The following is a 17,851-nucleotide window of genomic DNA, read 5'->3' on the forward strand; positions in this document are numbered from 1 at the left end:
GCCCTCATCGGTACGTGTCCCAGAACAGACCCCCCGCGGGGGCGGCGGCAGCCTGCGGGGCCGACGGTTCCGCGACGCCTCGGACGACCACCCGCCGGTTCAGCGCGGGCTGCGGCAGCGGGATCCGGCCGGGGTGGTACCCGACAGGGGCGGGGGCGAGCAGCAGGTGGACGTTGGTGCCGCCGTCGGCGAAGCAGTTGAGTGCGGCGAGCTGCGCCGAGTGGGGCCACGGACGGACCTCGCGCGGGAGGTACAGCGGCGAGGCGGCCATGTCGAAGTGGTCCAGCGGCACCTGTCCGGAGCCGAACGGCACCTGCTCCTGGTGGTGCAGCATCATGACCACCTTGATGAACGCGGCGATGCCCTCGGCGGCCAGCGGGTGGCCGATGTTCGGCTTGATCGAGCCGACGGCGACCGGCTGCCGCGATCCGTTGCGGTAGACCGACTCCACGGCCTTGAGTTCGAGCAGGTCGGTGACGGTCGACCCGGACCCGTTGGCCTCGACCCAGCCGATGTCCTGCGGGCCGTGGCCGCTGCGTGCCAACGCCTCGGCCATGACGTCCTTCTGAGCCTGGAGGTTGGGCGTGGCGGGGCCCGCGGTCCGGCCGTCGTTGTTGATGGCGATGCCGCGCAGGACGGCGAGCACCTGATCGCCGTCGGCCCGGGCCCGGTCCAGCGGCTTGAGGACGACGACGCCGATCCCCTCGCCCAGCACCAAGCCGGCCGCCCGGCCGTCGAACACATGGAATTCGGCGCCCGGGTTGAGCAGTCCGCGCTGCCCGAAGACCTGGTGCGCCCGGTCGTCGGCGAGCAGGCTCACTCCGGCGACCACGGCAGCCTCCAGGTCGCCCGCCCGCAGGGCCTGCACGGCCATGTCCATCGCCACCAGTGCCGAGGAGCAGGCGGTGTCGACCACGACGCTGGGGCCGCGGAGGTCGAAGAACTGCGAGATATTGGCGGAGAGGTAGTTCTGGCCGGTGACCACCACCGGGTTCCTGGCCTGCTCCAGCGTGACGGTGTCCGGTGTGTGGGTGGCCCGGCCGCCGACGTAGACGCCGACCCGGCGGCCCTTCAGGTCGGCCGGACGGTAGCCGGCGTGGTGGACCGCGCGGTGGGTCTCCTCCAGCAGCAGCAGCGCCTGCGGATCCATGGCCGCGACGTCGAACTCGGAGAGCAGGAAGGCTTCCGGATCGAAGGACAACACGCCGGGCAGCAGTCCGGCGTGATAGCCGACCGGACGGCCGAAGCGGCCGTCCGGGATGGGGCGGAGCGCCGAGCGGCCCTGGCGCAGCAGCTCCCAGTACGCGTCGGCCGAATCGGCGTCCGGGAAGCGGCAGGACAGGCCGACCACGGCGATGTCGGCACCGGACGCGGGCGTGCCGGACACGGCGGGCTCCACGGCGGGTGCGACGCGCTGCGCGGGAAGGCCGGCAGGCCCGGCGGTCACGGCTGGAACGGGCACGGCGGAGGGTACCGGAGCCGTGGCGGGGGCGGCGGACGCAGCCGGTACGGCGTCGCCGAACGCGGTCAGCAATGCCTCCCGGTGCTCTTCCGCGAGGTGCTGCGCGAAGCCGTCCGCCGTGGGGTGCTCCAGCAGGGCGGAGGGGTCGACCGTGACGTCGAGATGCTTGGCCACGGTCTGGACGAGCTGGGAGACCATGATCGAGTCGATGCCGAAGTCCTGCACCGGCACGTCGCCGCTCAGCTTGCCGCGCTCGAAGCGCAGCTCTTCCGCGAGGCGATCGAGCAGCCAGGAGGAGGCCGCCGCGACTGCTTCGCGTACCGCCGCCGGCGCGTCGGCAGCGGCGGGTGCCGGCCCCGACTCCGTGGCCGGTGCGGCAGGAGCCGTGGCCCCCTGCGGGACCGCGGTCCCCAGCCTCCGGTCCATCAGGAGCTCGGGACGCCACGCGGCGTCGGGCCGCGCGATCGCCGGCAGCACCACCCGGGCGCCGCTCGCCAGCGCCCGCTCCAGCAGGTCGAGGCCCTGCCGGTCGGTGAGCGTGGCGAGCCCCGAGGCCTGGTAGGCGGCGCTGCGCGCCTCCCCCATGCCGGTGTCCTTCCAGCTCGGCCACTCCACGCTGACCAGCGGCAATCCGTACGGACGAGCCTCGGCCACGGCGTCCAGGTAGGCGTTGGCCAGCGCATAGTCGCTCTGGCCGACGGCAAGCGCGGGGACGGTGGCAGCGACCGACGAGTAGAGCACGAACAGACGCAGCGGCTCGTCGCGGAAGACCTCCACCAGCGTGTCGACACCGAACACCTTGGGGCCGATCACCCGGTCCATGCCGGTCTGCGGCTTGCGTACGAACGCGGGGTTCTCGAAGTCGGTGAAGCCGGCGCTGTGGACGACCCCGCCGATGGGGCCGAGCCGCAGCTTGACCTCCGCGAGCGTCTTGGCCAGCGCCTCCCGCTCGTCCAGCGGAACGGCGATCACCTCCAGCTCCACGCCCTGGTCGACGAGTTCTGCCAGCGGGCGGAGTCTGCGCCCGAGCGGGCCGCCCGCCGCGATGTGCGCGGCCCACTCGCCGCGCGGCGGCAGCTCCTCTCGGCCGGTGAGGACCAGCTTGCGCACTCCGTGCTCCGCGACGAAGTGCCTGGCCGTCAGCAGGCCGATGCCCCGCGTGCCGCCGGTGATCCACAGGACGTGCCCAGCCGGGAACCGCGGCGCGCGCGCCGGGCCCGCGGGCAGCTCCCGCAGCTCGGCCCGGTGCCGCACGCCCCCGTACCAGGCGGTCTCGGCGGGCTCGTCGGCGCTCCTCAGCTCCTCGGTCACCGCGTGGACCACCTGCTCGTCCGAGGTGGTCCGCTCCAGCTCGACATGGCGGGAGCGCAGGTGGCGGTACTCGCTCTGGAGCATCCGGTACAGGCCGACGCGGGCCGCGCCGCCGAGACCGGCGGGGCTGCCGTCGGGGCCGGGCCGCGCGCCCCTGGAGACCAGCAGGGCCGTCAGCTCTCGGCTGCCCCGGTCGACCAGGTGCTGGAGCCAGCGCAGCCAGGTGGGCAGCACGGAGTGCACGGGCGGCAGCGCCGGGTCGGCGCAGCCGGCCAGGTCGACCACCGCGTCGAACCGCTCCCAGCGGGCAGCGGGGTCGGCGAGTTCGCGGGTGAGGAGATCAGGGGTGAGCACCTCGGCGGCCGGCAGGGCCGCGGCGAGCCGGGCGGCCAGCGCCTCGGTGCCGGGCAGGGCCAGGACGGCGGTCCGGGCGGGCGGTGTGGTGCGGGTGGTGGGCTCGGCGGGTGTCCACTGCCGGGTCAGCAGCAGGCCCTGCCGGGCGCGGCCGGCGTCCAGCGCGGCCAGCTCGGCGTCGGCGGCGGCCAGCCAGATCCGCTCGCCGTCGAAGGGGTAACCGGGCAGCGCGACCGGGCCGGGCCGGGGCCCGTGGTGCAGGGCCGTCCAGTCCACCCGGTGGCCGACGATCCAGGCGGCGGCGTATGCGGCGGGGTCGGCCGACAGCGTGTTCCCGGCGCCCGGGCGGCGCGGGTCGACGGTGCCGGTCCAGCTGCCGGCGGGCCTGCCGTCGGCCGCGAACTCCTCCAGCCGGCCGGCCAGTTCGTCCAGGTCGTGGAAGAGCACCGCGAACCGGTGGGCCATCGCCTCGCGGCCCGTCTGGAGGGTCCAGGCGACCTGCTGAGGGGTCGGGCCGGTGCCGTCGGCGGCGGCGGTGCGCAGGTGGGCGGCGAGCCGGCCCGCCTGGCGGGCCAGCCGGTCGGCGTCCCGGGCGGAGAGCACCGCCAGCTGCGGGCCGGCCGGGACCGCGGCGGCCGGGGTCCGCGGCTCGCCGACGTACTCCTGGAGGATGATGTGCGCATTGGTGCCGCCGGCCCCGAAGGAGCTGACGCCGGCGGTGCGGGGCCGTGGGGAGCCGTCCGGGTCGGTCCGGCGCGGCCAGGGCGCCCTCTCACGCTGTACCTCGAAAGGCGTCGCGCCGAAGTCGATGTTCGGATTGAGCCGGTCCGCGTGGAGCGAGGGGACCAACTCGCCGTGGCGCAGCTGGAGCAGCACCTTGGTGATCGCCGCGATACCGGCCGCCGACTCGGCGTGCCCGATGTTGGACTTCACCGAGCCGATCGGCAGCCGCTCGGGCAGGTCCCCCTCGAAGGCCCGCAGCATGCCGTTGACCTCCACCGGGTCGCCGAGCGCGGTGCCGGTGCCGTGCGCCTCCAGGTAGTCCAGGTCGGCGGGGCGCAGCCCGGCGCGCTCCAGCGCGGTCCGCACCAGGTCGCCCTGCGCCTGCGGGTTGGGCACGCTGTATCCGGCGCCCGCGCCGCCGTGGTTGACGGTGGATGCCTTGACGACGGCCAGGATGCGGTCGCCGTCGGACAGCGCCGCGTCCAGGCGCTTGAGCAGCACGGCACCGGAGCCCTCCGCGGGGACGTAGCCCGTGCCGCCCTCGCCGAAGCTGCGGCAGCGGCCGTCCTCGGCCAGGAACCCGCGCTGGGCGAGCTGGAGGAACTTCACCGGGTGGCTGGAGATGTTGACGCCGCCGGCGACGGCGACCTCGCAGTCCCCGTTGCGGATGGCCAGGCAGGCCTGGTGGATGGTGACCAGCGACGAGGAGCACATGGTGTCCAGGGCGACGCTGGGCCCGGAGAAGTCGAAGAAGTAGGACACCCGGTTGGCCACGGAGGCGTAGGAGGAGGACGTGGCGAAGCCCTCGCCGCGCAGTGCCTCCTGCACGCCGTACAGCTGGTAGTGGCCGTACATCATGCCGACGAAGACGCCGGTGCGGCTGGAGCGCAGCCGCTCGCGGGTGTAGCCGGCGTCCTCCAGCAGGTGCCAGACGGTCTCCAGGAACACCCGCTCCTGCGGGTCGGTGTGCTCGGCCTCGATCTGCGACATGCGGAAGAACAGCGGGTCGAAGCGGTCGGCGCCGGGGACGAAGCCGCCCCATTTGCCGTAGGTCTTGCCGAAGACGGACTTGACCGGGTCGTAGAAGACCCCGTGGTCCCAGCGGCTACCCGGAATCTCCTCGACGTTGTCCCGGCCGGCGCGCAGGTTGCGCCAGAACTCGTCCACGTCGTCCGCCTGCGGGTAGCGGCCCGCGACACCGATGATCGCGATGTCGTCGTCGCCGGTGGCGGGCCGGACGGATGCGCCGGCCGCGCCCTCGGGGACGGGCTGTGCGGCGTGCTCCGGGACACGCGGGCCGAGTGACTCCGGCGCGGGCGCCGCGGGGATCCCGACGGCGGGCGCGGTGAACGCCTCCGGGTGCGCGGCGGCCAGATGACCGGCCAGTTCACGGACCGTCACATACTCGAACAGCAGGGTCTTCGAGAGCGGGCCGCAGTGCTCCTCCAGCCGCCGGATCAGGCTCATGGTGATCAGCGAGTCCACGCCGTAGCGGTCGAACGGCTCCGTGACGACGATCTCCGTCTCGGGCTGCTTCAGCTCCTCCGCGAGCAACCGGAGCAGGAGCCGCTCGGCCTGGCCCTGCGTGGCGGCGGGGGCCTTCGGTGCGGCGGCGGCTTCCGCCTTCGGGCGCAGGGCCTCGCCGTCCAGCGCGGCGAGCACTCGGGACGGGTCGCCCGGGGTCAGCAGCAGCCGCGGCGCAGCGGTCGCCAGGGCGCGCTCCAGTGCCTCCATTCCCGCTGCGGCGGGCACCGGACGCATGCCGAGCACCCGCGTCATGTACGTCTCGGCGGCGGCGTCGATCCGCATGCCGCCGTCCGACCAGACCGGCCAGGCGGCGGCGAGGGTGCGGCCGCGTCGTTCGCCCTGACGGCGCTGCTGTTCGCGCCGCTCGGCGAAGTGGTCGAGGAAGGCGTTGGCGAAGGCGTAGTCGGTCTGGCCGGCGTTTCCGAACGCGGTTGCCGCGGAGGAGAGGGCCACGAAGTAGTCCAGAGGTTCGTCTTGCGTCGCTTCGTCCAGCAGCACCGTCCCGTGCACCTTCGCGGCCAGCACCGCCTCGGCGTCCGCCCGGTCCTTGCGCAGCAGCAAGCCGTCCCTGAGCACCCCGGCGGCGTGCAGGACTCCGCTCACCGAACCGTGTGCCCGGCGGGCCTCGGTGATCAGCGTGCGCACGCCGTCGGCGTCGGCGACGTCGGTCTGCACGACGTGGGCTCCGATGGCCTCGATCCGGCCACGCACCTCGGGCCGGGGAGCGGTCCTGGCAGCGAGCACGATCCCCCCGCCGGACAGCCCGGCGGCGCGCCGGACGGTGGCGATGTGCTCGGCGAGCAGCAGGCCCAGGGCACCGGTGCCGCCGGTGATCACATGGGCTCCCGACCCCGTGAACGCCGACCCGTCGGTGGCGGGCAGGCTCACCTGGCGCCAGGAGCGGTGGGCCCGGCCCGCCTCGTCGATCCGCAGCTCGGGCTCACCTTCGGCGCCGAGTTCGGCCACCACCGCGTCGACGAGCGAGTTGGCCGCGACGGCCAGCACGCCGAAGTCGACCGCGGGGTGCTCCAGCCTCACCGAGCGAGCGAACGCGGCCATCGCCGGGTCGGCGGGCGACGCGGCCGGCTCCCGATACGCCCAGAGGTAGCGCAGCGCGCCGCGCCGCTCCCGCTGCCAGGCTTGCAGGAAGGCCATGGCCGTGTGGAAGCCGTGCTCCACCGCGCGGCCCGGCTCGGTGTGCTCATTGGCCAGATGCACCACGTGCGCCTGCCCGGACGGCAGGGCGCGCACCGTCGCCTCGGCGTCGAAGCTCGCACCCGGCTCGGTCCGCCGGACGGTCACGCCCGCCGCGGCCAGGGCGTCACTCAGCGCGGCGCCCTGCGAGCCGGCGTCCAGCACCACGACGGTCCGGGCGGGGTCACGCCGGACCCGCGGGGCGGGCCGCCAATACGGTTCGTAAGCGGAGACCGTGTCCGCCGCGGGCACCGCGCGGAGCGTGAAGGCGTCGATCGCGGCGACCACCTCGCCGGTCCGGTCCAGCAGCGCGACGTCGAAGCAGAGCGTCCCGGCCGGGGCCGGACGCGCCGACGGCGTGGCGTGGGCGTACACCTGCTCCGGCAGCTCGGCGTACAGCCGGACCGAGCCCAGCGAGAACGGCAGATACGGCAGGGGGTTCGCCGGGTCGCCCGCGCCGGGGGCGAGCCGGCCGGCCGTCTGGAGGGCCGCGTCCAGCAGCGAGGGGTGGAACACGTACTCGTCCGCGTCCGCGTGCCGCTGCGCCGGGAGCCGCAGTGTCGCCAGGACCTCGCGCTCGCCCTCGGCGAGTTCCTCGATCACTTGCAGGCTCGGACCGTAGTCGAAGCCCAGCCGGGAGAAGCCCTCGTAGCAGCTCGCACCGCTGTGGTGGCGTGTGCAGCGCGCGTGTGCGGCCGCGAGGTCGACGGGGGCGGGACGGTTCCCGGGCTCTCCGAACACCAGGGTTCCGCGGGCGTGTACCTGGGCGCCGTCCCCGGCGCTGTGCACCTCGAAGGACGCCGCCGCGCGGTCACCGGTGACGCGCACGTCCAGCCGCTGCTCACCGGGGGCGGAGAGCCGCACCGGAGCGGCCCACACCAGGCCGTCGACCCCGCGCACCGGATCGCCGCCGGCGGCCAGTTCACCGGCGAGCCGGGCCATCTCCAGGTACGCCACTCCGGGCAGCACCGGCTCGCCGCCGACCATGTGGTCCCGCAGGAAGAACTCGTCGCCGGTGAGCGTCTTGGCGAAGGCCTGCTCGCCGAAGGTGGAGACATTGGCGTCCAGCAGGGTCGCGTGCAGTCGGGCCGGGGTCCGCTCGGCCTCCGGTGCCGGGGTGGCTCCCGGGGCGACCCAGTGCCTGGTCCTGGCGAACGGGTAGGGGGGCAGGTGCACCCGGCGGCGGGCCGCGCCGCGGTGCAGGGCCGACCAGTCGACCTCGGCGCCCTCCAGCCACTCGGCCGCGAGCGCGTTCAGGTCCCCGGTCCGGGTGGCCGGGCGCGCGGTGAGGCTCGGCGCTGCCTGCCCGGTGCGCACCGCCGAGGGATGGCCGGCCAGGTGTGCGGCCAGCTCGGCGCGCAGGGCGGCGGTGTCCTCGGCGACCACGGCGAGCCGGTGCGCCATCGGCTCACGGCCCACCTGGAGGGTGTACGCGAGATCTCCGAGCGGGACGTCGTGCTCCGTCAGGTGGTCTGCGAGCCGCTGGGCGGTGTGCCGCAGCGCCTCCGGGGCGCGGGCGGAGAGCACGAACAGCTGCTGAGCCGCACGCTCCTCGCGGGTGGCCTGCATGTTCGGTTCCTCCAGCACGATGTGCGCGTTGGCCCCGCCGAATCCGAACGAGCTGACCCCGCCGCGCCTGGGCAGTTCGCCGCCGGCGGCAGCGCGGAGTCGCGGCCAGGGCCGGGGGGTGGCGGCGACCTCGAACGGGCCGCCGTCGAGTTCCAGATAGGGGTTCCGCTCATGGAAGTGCAGGCTGGCGGGAATGGTGCCGTGCCGCAGCGCGAGTACGACCTTGAAGAGCCCGGCGATGCCCGCCGCGGCCTCCAGGTGGCCGATGTTGGTCTTGACCGACCCGATGGCGCAGCCGGGCGCGGCCTGGGTCCCGCGCTCGGCGCGCAGCCGGCGGAAGGCCGTACTCAATCCGGTGGTCTCGATCGGGTCGCCCAGCGCGGTGCCGGTGCCGTGCGCCTCGATGTAGCCGACGGTCTCCGGCGGCACGTCGGCGGCGCGGTAGGCCTCGATCAGGAGGTCGGCCTGGGCATCCGGGTTGGGGGCGGTGAGCGAGGTGGTTCGCCCACCGTGGTTGACCGCGACCGCCTTGATCACCGCGTGTACGGCGTCGCCGTCGCGCTGTGCCGGGCCGTTCGGCTTGAGCAGCACCACTCCGGCACCCTCGCCCCGTACGTAGCCGTCGGCCCGGCTGTCGAAGGTCTTGCACCGGCCGTCGGGGCTGAGCATCTCGCCCGCGCTCAGCGCCTCGTACACGGTCGGCGAGAGGATCAGGCTGACCCCGCCCGCGATCGCCACGTCGCAGGTGCCGTCGCGGAGCGCGGCGCAGGCCTGGTGGACGGCGGTGAGCGAGCCGGAGCAGGCGGTGTCCACGGCGATGCTGGGGCCGCGCAGGTCCAGCAGGTAGGAGATCCGGTTCGGGATGACCGACAGTGCCGCGCCGGTGATGGTGTGGCCCTCGGTGCCGCGTCCGGCGGCCCGTTGGACCTCCAGGTAGTCGGAGTTGGTGGCCGCGACGAACACGCCGACGCGCTTTCCGGCCAGCTGGGACGGACGGTAGCCGGCGTCCTCGATGGCCGACCAGACCACTTCCAGCATCAGGCGCTGCTGGGGGTCCATCAGCTCCGCCTCGCGCGGGGAGATGCCGAAGAAGGCGGCGTCGAATCGGTCCACGTCGGGGGTGAAGCCGCCCCAGCGCGAGCGGGAGCGCGGCTGCTGCCGCCAGTCCCAGCGGTCGGCCGGGACCTCGGCCACCAGGTCGTCGCCGTCGGCGAGATGGCCCCAGAATTCCTTGAGGTCCCTCGAGCCGGGCAGCCGCCCGGCCATGCCGATGACCGCGATGTCGCCGTCGTGCCGCCGCCCGGCCGGTGCCTCGGCGGCGGGCGACTCGGCGGCGGGCTTCCGGACGGTGGTGCCGAACCGGACGGCGAGCTCTGCGGGGTGTTGTCGCCACAGGTGGTCGGCGAGCGCGGCAAGCGTGCCCCGGCGGTAGAACAGTGTGGGGTAGACCTCGATGCCGTACGCCTTCCGCAACTCGGTGCTGAGCCCGGTGAGGCTCACCGAGTTCATGCCCATCTCACCGAACGGGGTGTGCGGACCGATCTCCTCGGGACGCAGCCCCGCCAGCCGGGCGACCATCCCGGCCAGCTCGGCCACCAGCGCCTCGGCGCGGCCCGCCGGTTCGGCCGGGCTCTCGGGCGGTTCGTGGCCCGCCACCCCGAAGCGAGCCCGCAGCTCGGCCAGGGGCAGCTCGGCCAGCGTGGTGCGGTCCACCTTCTCGTTGAGGGTGCGCGGGAAGCCGGTCACCCGGATCAGCGCGTCCGGAACCATGTGGTCCGGCAGCCAGGCCGCAAGCTCTTCCCTGGCCGGGTCGGCGGCACCGTCGGCGCCTACGTAGCAGGCCAGCAGGGAGTGGCCGCCGCCCTGGTCGCGTGCCACCACGACCGCCTCGCGTACACCGTCCAGGCGGCGCAGGGTCGCCTCGATCTCCTCCAGCTCCACCCGGAAGCCGCGTACCTTGACCTGGGAGTCGATCCGGCCCAGGTATTCGATCCGCCCGTCGGCGAGTCGGCGGACCAGATCCCCGGTGCGGTACATCCGCGCGGTGTCCACGCCGGCGAACGGATCGTGCAGAAAACGCTCGGCGGTCAGCTCGGGGCGGCCCAGGTAGCCCTCGGCGACGCCGTGGCCGCCGATGTAAAGCTCACCGCCGACGCCGACCGGAACGGGCCTGCGCGCGCTGTCGAGCACATGGAGCCGGGTGTTGGCGATCGGAGTGCCGATGGTGACGCGGTCGCCGGGGCGGAGCCGGCTCGCCGCCGACCAGATGGTGGTCTCGGTGGGGCCGTAGAGGTTCCACACCTCGCGGTTGCCAGCCACCAGTGCCGCGGCGATGTCGTCGGGAAGCGCCTCGCCGCCGCAGAGCACGGTGAGCCGGGGGCTTCCCTGCCACCCGGCGGCGAGCAGCATGCTCCAGGTCGCCGGGGTCGCCTGCATCACCGTGGCCGTGCCGCGCTCGACAGCCTCCCGCAGCCGGAGTCCGTCGCGGGCGGTCTCGGTCGGCAGCACCTCCACCGTGCCGCCGGTGATCAGCGGCAGGTAGAGCTCCAGGCCGGAGATGTCGAAGCAGACCGTGGTCAGGGCCAGCAGCGTGTCCGCGGGCCCGAATCCGGGCTCCCGCGCCATCGACCACAGGAAGTTGGTGAGCGCGCGGTGCGGGACCTTGACGCCCTTGGGCCGGCCGGTCGAGCCGGAGGTGTAGATGACGTATGCGGTGTCCGACGGCCCGGCGGCCCCGGGCGAGGGGGCGGCGGGCGGCTGCTCCTGCCCGTCGACGAGCAGCCGGGGCACCTCGCCGTACTCGCTCCGGATGCCGGAGGAGGTGAGCATCAGGTGCAGTCCGGCGTCCTCGGCCATGTAGGTGAGGCGCTGCGCCGGGTACGAGGGGTCGAGCGGGACGTACGCGCCGCCGGCGGCCTGCACGGCGAGCAGTGCCACGGGCAGGTCGGCATCGCGCGGAAGCAGGACACCGACGGTGCGGCCCCGGCCGACGCCGGCCGACGTGAGGCGGGCCGCGAGGGCCTCCACCCGCTCCGCCAGCCGACGGTACGTCAGCTCGGTGCCCTGGTGGCGGACCGCCACTGCCTCCGGCCGTGCCTCGGCCTGGCGCCGGACCAGCTCCCAGACCAGGGTGTCGGCCGGGTAGTCCGCGGTGGCGGGCTGGGTGATCTGCGCCCGCTCGTCCTCGGTCAGCAACGCCAGTTCGCCGACCGCGGTGCCGGGCGCGCTCACGGCGTCGGCGAGCAGCGTGACGAAGTGCTCCCCGAAGCGCTCCACCGTGGCGGCGTCGAAGAGGTCCGCATCGTACTTGAGCGAGTAGCGGCAGCCCTCTGCTTCCTCGACCACCTCCAGGGTCAGGTCGAACTCGCCCTCCTGGTGGACGCCCTGGACCGGGCCGCGCACCACGCCCTCGTGCCGCGCGCCACGCGTCCAGTTCTGGAAGTAGAAGGCGACGTTGAACGGCGCTCCAAAGGCGCCCGGGTCCGCCTTCCTCAGCTCCTCGGCGAGGGTGATCAGCGGGTAGGCACTGTGCTCGAGCGCGCCCAGCACCGTCCGGTGGACGCGGCGCAACAGGGCCCGGAAGTCCTCACGGCCGTCGATCCGCTCGGCCAGGACCACCATGTTCATGAAGTAGCCGAGCACGTCGTCGTAGCCGCCGGCCGGGCGGCCCGCGGTCGGCGTGCCGACGGCGATGTCGTTCTGGTCGCTGTAGCGGTGCAACAGCGCGAGGTAGCCCGCCAGTACGACGCCGAACAGCGAGGTCTGTTCCGCTGTGGCCACTGCCCGGGCCCGCTCGGCCACCGCCGACGGGATGTGCCCGTCGACGCTCGCGCCCCGGAAGCCGGGCACCGGCGGGCGCGGCCGGTCCAGCGGCAGGGGCACAGTGGTCTGCCGGCCGCGCAGCCGCTCCACCCAGTACGCGCGCAGGCGCCGGCCCTCGTCGCCGGCGAGCAGTTCGCGTTGCCAGGCCGTGAAGTCGGCGTACGTGCGGGCGGGGCGGTCGCCGGACGGCAGGCCGCCTTCGCGGACCCTGCGGTAGCCGCTCTCCAGCTCGGCCAGCAGCAGGGCGATGGACACCCCGTCGAAGACCAGGTGGTGGAAGGTCAGCAGCAGCGCGTGGCGGCCGTCGCCGAGGGTGTACAGCGTGGCACGCAGCAGCGGGCCGTCGGCGAGGTCGAAGGGGCGCCGCAGGTCGGCCCGCATCCGCTCGCGCAGCTCGGCCTCGGTCACGGAGGTCAGGAAGACCTGCTGGAACGGCAGTTCCGGTTCGGCCGCGATCCGGGCGAACGGCCCGTCCTCGCCGGTACGGACGGTGGCTCGTAGCTCCTCGTGCCGGTCGAGCAGATCCTGGAGGACCACCCGCAGGGCCAGCACATCGAGGTCGCGGTCGAGCCACAGGGCGAGCGGCAGATTGTAGGCGTAGTTGCCGGGGGCGATCCGCTCGATCACCCACAGCGCCCGCTGGCCTTCGGAGAGTTGATGGGTACTCAGTTCGAGGTCGGTGCGGGGGCACAGGACCACCTCCGCCGCTGCGGCGGCCGCGGGCACGGCGGAGGGTGCGGACGTCGCCGGTGCGGCGGACGCCGGAGATGCGGCGGACGTCGGAGATGCGGCCGGCGTCGGAGATGCGGCCGGCGTCCGGGCGGCGTCGGCGAGCCAGCCCGATCCGAGGTGGCCGGCCAGCTCGCGCAGGGTCGGGTGCTCGAAGAAGGCACCCAGCGGCACGCTGACACCGAAGGCCTCGTCCACCGCCGAGACGATCTTCATCCCGCTGAGCGAGTCGAAGCCGTAGTCGGCCAGCGGGCGGTCGGGGTCGATCCGTTCCTCCAGCTTGAGGATCCGCTCCACCAGCACGCGAAGGCGCTCGCCGACCGCGTCGGCGCCGTCCGCCGGTAGGGCCGCCGCCGTGTCCCGGGGAGCGGACGGGGTGGCCGGCGCCGCGCTCAGCACCACGCCGTCGCTCTCGGCCACCAGCACGGTCTGGCCCAGCTCGGCGCCGTCCGCGCCGAGCGCCCTGACCTCGGTGTAGCCCTCCTCGCGGAGCAGCCTGATCCAGCCTTCGGGCGAGGCCAGCGGCGAGTCGGTCATGCGCAGCTCGCCGTCGTCGAACAGCCACCAGCCCTCCAGCACACCGCCGCCGATGGTGAGCAGCGGCCGGACGGAGGTCAGCTCGTTGAGTACCAGCCAGCCGCCGGGCCGAAGCAGCGCCTTGGCCTTGCGCAGGGTGGCCCGCAGGTTCCGGGTGGCGTGCACCACGTTGGTGGCCAGCACCAGGTCGGCCGAGCCGGGGGTGAAGCCTTGTTCGGCCAGCCCGCGCTCCAGGTTGAGCACCTCGAAACGGGCGAACGGGTAGCGTGCGGCGAAACGCTCGTGACCGTACTCCAGGAAACGCGACGAGATGTCGGTGAAGGTGTAGCCGACCTGGCCGGGGTGGTCGGCCAGTACGGGCAGCACCCGCTCACTGGTGGCACCGGTACCGGCGCCCAGCTCCACCACCTGGACCGCCTCGCCGTCCGGCAGTTGCGGCAGCCGTAGCTCCAGGAAGCAGCGGACGGTGTCCCGCACCAGCAGGTTGAAGGAGTCGGTGAGCGGGTTGCCCTTGTAGAAGTTCTGCACCAGCTTCATGGAGGAGCCGGGGAACATGATCTCGGTGGCGCCGACCTCACCGCGCAGGATCCGCGGGTATGCCTGGAGGAACAGGCGGTTGAGCGTGACCGTCGGCTCGATGTCCGGGTACTCGGTCGCGAGCCGGTCGAACTCGGCCTCCCAGCCGTCCGCCGCCTCGGCCTGCACCACCTCGTCGACGGCGGCGGTGGTGGTGACCCGGTCGCCGTCGCGGGTCAGGAACCCGGCGCCGGTCAGAATGTTGAGCAGCGCCTCGTGCAGGCGCTCGAACCTGTCCAGGATGCGAAGCGTGCCGCGCAGTTCCTCGACGGTGTGCCGCTCGCCGGAACGCCGGAGGACGCCCATCCGCTGGTAGACACCGAGCAGCATGGGTGCGGACACCTCCTCCAGCTCCTCGTACCCGGCGAGCACCCGGAGGGCGGCGGGATCGGTGCCCACTGCGGCTTCCAGACGACCGGCCGCATCGGCCAGCGCGGCCGGGTGACCACCGGGCAGTGCTCTGCCGTCGAGCGCCGGGTCGTGCCCCATGGCCTCCAACGCCCGGCGGTCGGCGCGGATCGGCATCGCCTGCGGCAGGGCGCTGCCCAGAATGCGCCGCACGGCGGCGATGCCTTCAGCGGCGCTGAAGTCGCTGATGCCCAGGCCGGCGAAGATCTCCGCGAGACCGGGCTGGGCACCGGAGCCGACCTGACCCCAGTAGCCCTGGTTGATCACGGTGACCGGGAAGTCCAGCCGCTCGCGCAGGAACAGCGCGTAGGCGTCCTCGGTCGCCGAGGCGCAGATGTAGGCGCCGTTCCCGGCGAAGCTGCCGAAGGAGCCGGCCGAGGAGAAGAAGGCCAGGAAGTCCAGCCGCTCCTCGGCGACGGCGGCGGCCAGTGCGGTCGCGCCCTGGATCTTCACCCGGGTCGCCGCGGTGAAGGCGGTCTCGTCGAGTTCGGCGAGCGGATGATTGTCGAAGACCATGGCCGCGTGCACGACACCGTGCAGTGCGCCGAACCGACCGTGTGCCTCGGCGACCGCCGCCGCCAGGTCCTCGGTGGAGCAGGCGTCGCCGCGGACGTGGGCGACGTCCCCGCCGTACGCGCGGATCTCCGCGGCGGCGGCCTGCTGCTCGGGGCCCGGCTCGCTCCGGCTGAACCAGACCAGCCGGGCCCGGTGCCGCCGGGCCAGATCCAGGCTCAGCTCACGGGCGATCCCGCCCGTGCCGCCGATCAGCAGGTAGACGCCGCCGTCCCGGAACACCTCACCGGCCTCGGGCAGTTCGACTCTGCCGAGCCTGCGCGTGTAGCGGGCACCACCGCGCAGGGCCACCATCCGGCCCGTGCCGTCGAGCGGCTCGGCCAGGATCGCGTCCACGAGACCGCGCAGGCCGGTCTCCCCGGCGGCCTCGGCCGACGCGAAGTCGACGGCCACGGTGCGGAGTTCGGGGCGTTCCTTGGGCGCGACCTGGAGCAGACCGTGCATACCGGCGGAGAACGGGTTGCCGGCCGTGCTGCCGGCGACCGCGTGCACATCGCTGGTGACCACGACCACCCGGTCGGCGTCTTCACCGCGCAGCAGCCGGAAGAGGGACAGCGAACCGTACCGCACGTGATCGGTGACCTCGCGGGCGCCGACGCCGTCGGCCACCCGTGCCCCGACCCCGCCGAGGTGGACCACCAGGTCGGCGCCGCCGATGCGGTCGAGCCAGGCATCGTCGGGCTGCTCGTCCAGCCGGACCAGCTCCACCCGGGTGCCCGGGCGGCGGGCCGCGATGGCCTCGCCGAGCGGGAGCGATGCCTCGGTCACCAGGACGACGATCCGGTCCGCGTGCGGCACGGTCCCGGCGGCCGGCGCCTGCGCCCGGACCCAGAGCGGACGGTAGAAGTCCGGCACGTCCGCCTCAGGGAGCGCCGGTTCGGCGGCCTCGGGCACGCGTACCGCGGGGGCCGGCTCGGGAATCCAGCAGCGCAGGCGCGCGAACGGGTAGCCCGGCAATTCGATCCGGCGGGCGGCCGAGGCGGTGATCCGCGACCAGTCGACCACGGCCCCGGCCACCCAGCACTCGGCCACCGCAGGCAGGTCACGGCGGGTCAGCGCCTGGTCCAGGGCCGCGGCCTCGTCGCCGGTGAGCTGCACCCTGGCGCGCGTGGCCCGGCCGGTGCCGACCCGGCCGTCGGTGCTCCCGCCCGCGTACGCCTCCAGCAGCCCGGCGGCCTCGGCCACCGAACCGGCGGCCAGGGCCAGGCGGAACTCGTATCCGGTACGGCCCGACTGAAGGGTGTGGGCGACATCGGCGAGCCGCGGGCCACGGCCGTCGGCAGCCGCCTCGCGGGGCCGGGCGGCGGCCAGTTCCCGGGCCACCGCCCCGATGGTGTCCGCAGCGACAGCGGCGGGCAGCTCGATGCCCGTCTCGGCGGCCAGCAGAGCGTGGTAGCGGGCACGCTCGGTCACGCCGAACCCGCAGTCGGCCAGTTCGGTGCCGAGGTCGAGGAACTCCGGCGCCACACCGACCGTTTCCGCGGCCAGTCGCAGGCACAGGCGCTGGGCGTCCGCGAGGGCGTCCGTGTCCCCGTCGGCCTGCGGCTCGGTGCTCCGGCGCAGGAAGGCCGCCAGGTCCGCGGCGTAGGCCAGCAGCCGGTCCTCGCTCTTGGCGGAGAGCACCAGGAGCTGCTCCTGCGCGGCCTCCACCGGATGCGGCGGACCGGTCGGCAGGTACTCCTCCATGACCAGGCAGGCGTTGGCGCCGCCGCCACCGAAGGAGCTGATGACGGCGCGCAGGGGCTGCTGCCCGGTCGTGCCGTCCGCACCGGGCCGCTCCAGGCGCGTCCACGGCTGGAGGGCCTGCTGCACCTCGAAGGGCGTACCGGCGAAATCGATCTCCGGGTTGAGGCGCGCCGAGTGCAGCGAAGGAACCAGTTTCCCGTGCCGGAACTGGAGCAGCACCTTGGTCAGACCCGCGATGCCGGCCGCCGACTCCAGGTGGCCGATGTTGGACTTGACCGAGCCGACCGCGACCGTCGGCCGCTCCGCGCGGCGCGCCGGGTCCATCCGTCCGCCGAAGGCCTCGGTCAGTCCCGCGATCTCGATCGGATCGCCGAGCGGGGTGCCGGTCCCGTGCGCCTCGACGTAGCCGATGGTCTCCGCTGCCGTCCCGGCGCGCTTGAGTGCGGCGCGGATCACCTCGGTCTGCGCGGCCGCGCTCGGCACGGTGTAACCGCCGGTCTTGCCGCCTGCGTTGATACTCGAACCGCGGATCACCCCGAGGATCCGGTCGCCGTCGGCGATCGCGGCGGCCAGCGGCTTGAGCAGCACGGCGCCGACGCCCTCGCCGTCGACGAAGCCGTCCGCGTCGGCACCGAAGGCCTTCAGCCGGTCGTCGTGCGAGATCATCCCGCGCTGCGCCAGGGTGCGCAGATGCATGGGGTGCAGGATGAGGTTGACTCCGCCCGCGATCGCGGTGGCGCACTCGCCGCTCCGCAGGCTCTCGCAGGCCAGGTGGATTGCGGTCAGCGAGGCCGAGCAGGCGGTGTCCACGGCGAGGCTGGGGCCGGTGAAGTCGAAGGTGTAGGAGACCCGGTTGGCGATCGACCAGTGGTTGGAGTGGGCGTCGGTCCGCACGCCCAGCGCGCTCGCCTCGCCGCCCATCCACTCGTAGTTGCTGTTCATCACACCGACGAACACCCCGACCGGGCCTTGGGCCACCAGCCGGGCGGCCGGGTAGCCGGCGTCGTCCAGGACCGCGGCCGCCGTCTGGAGGAACAGCCGCTCCTGCGGGTCCATCGCCTCCGCGTCCGCGGGTGAGATCTGGAAGAACAGCGGGTCGAACTTGTCGACGTCGTCCACGAATCCGGCCCACTTGCTGTAGCCGCCGTGCGTGCCGGTCGGGTCGTAGTGCGCGTCCGCGTCCCAGCGGTCCGCGGGCACTTCCCGGATGCAGTGCCGGCCCGCGACCAGGTTGTCCCACAGCTCGCCGACCGTCCCGGCCATCGGGTAGCGGCCGGCGACGCCGACGATCGCCACGCCCTCGCTCCCCGGTGCCGGGGAGGAGGCCCGGGTCAGCAGGCTCAGCAGCAGCCTTCGCTTGTCGTCCACAGTTGCTCTCTT

At 74.0% G+C, this 17,851-nt stretch carries 1 protein-coding gene; it reads right to left on the reverse strand.

Going from position 1 to position 17,851, the window contains the following annotated elements:
• Nucleotides 1–4: 4 nt before the first annotated feature.
• Nucleotides 5–17,839: an amino acid adenylation domain-containing protein gene (locus ACFV2X_RS21790; protein ID WP_385618809.1), complete on the reverse strand. Its 17,835-nt coding sequence runs from the start codon at nt 17,837–17,839 to the stop codon at nt 5–7.
• Nucleotides 17,840–17,851 lie beyond the last annotated feature (12 nt).

The sequence above is a fragment of the Streptomyces sp. NPDC059679 genome, from assembly GCF_042734105.1.
GTDB lineage: Bacteria > Actinomycetota > Actinomycetes > Streptomycetales > Streptomycetaceae > Streptomyces.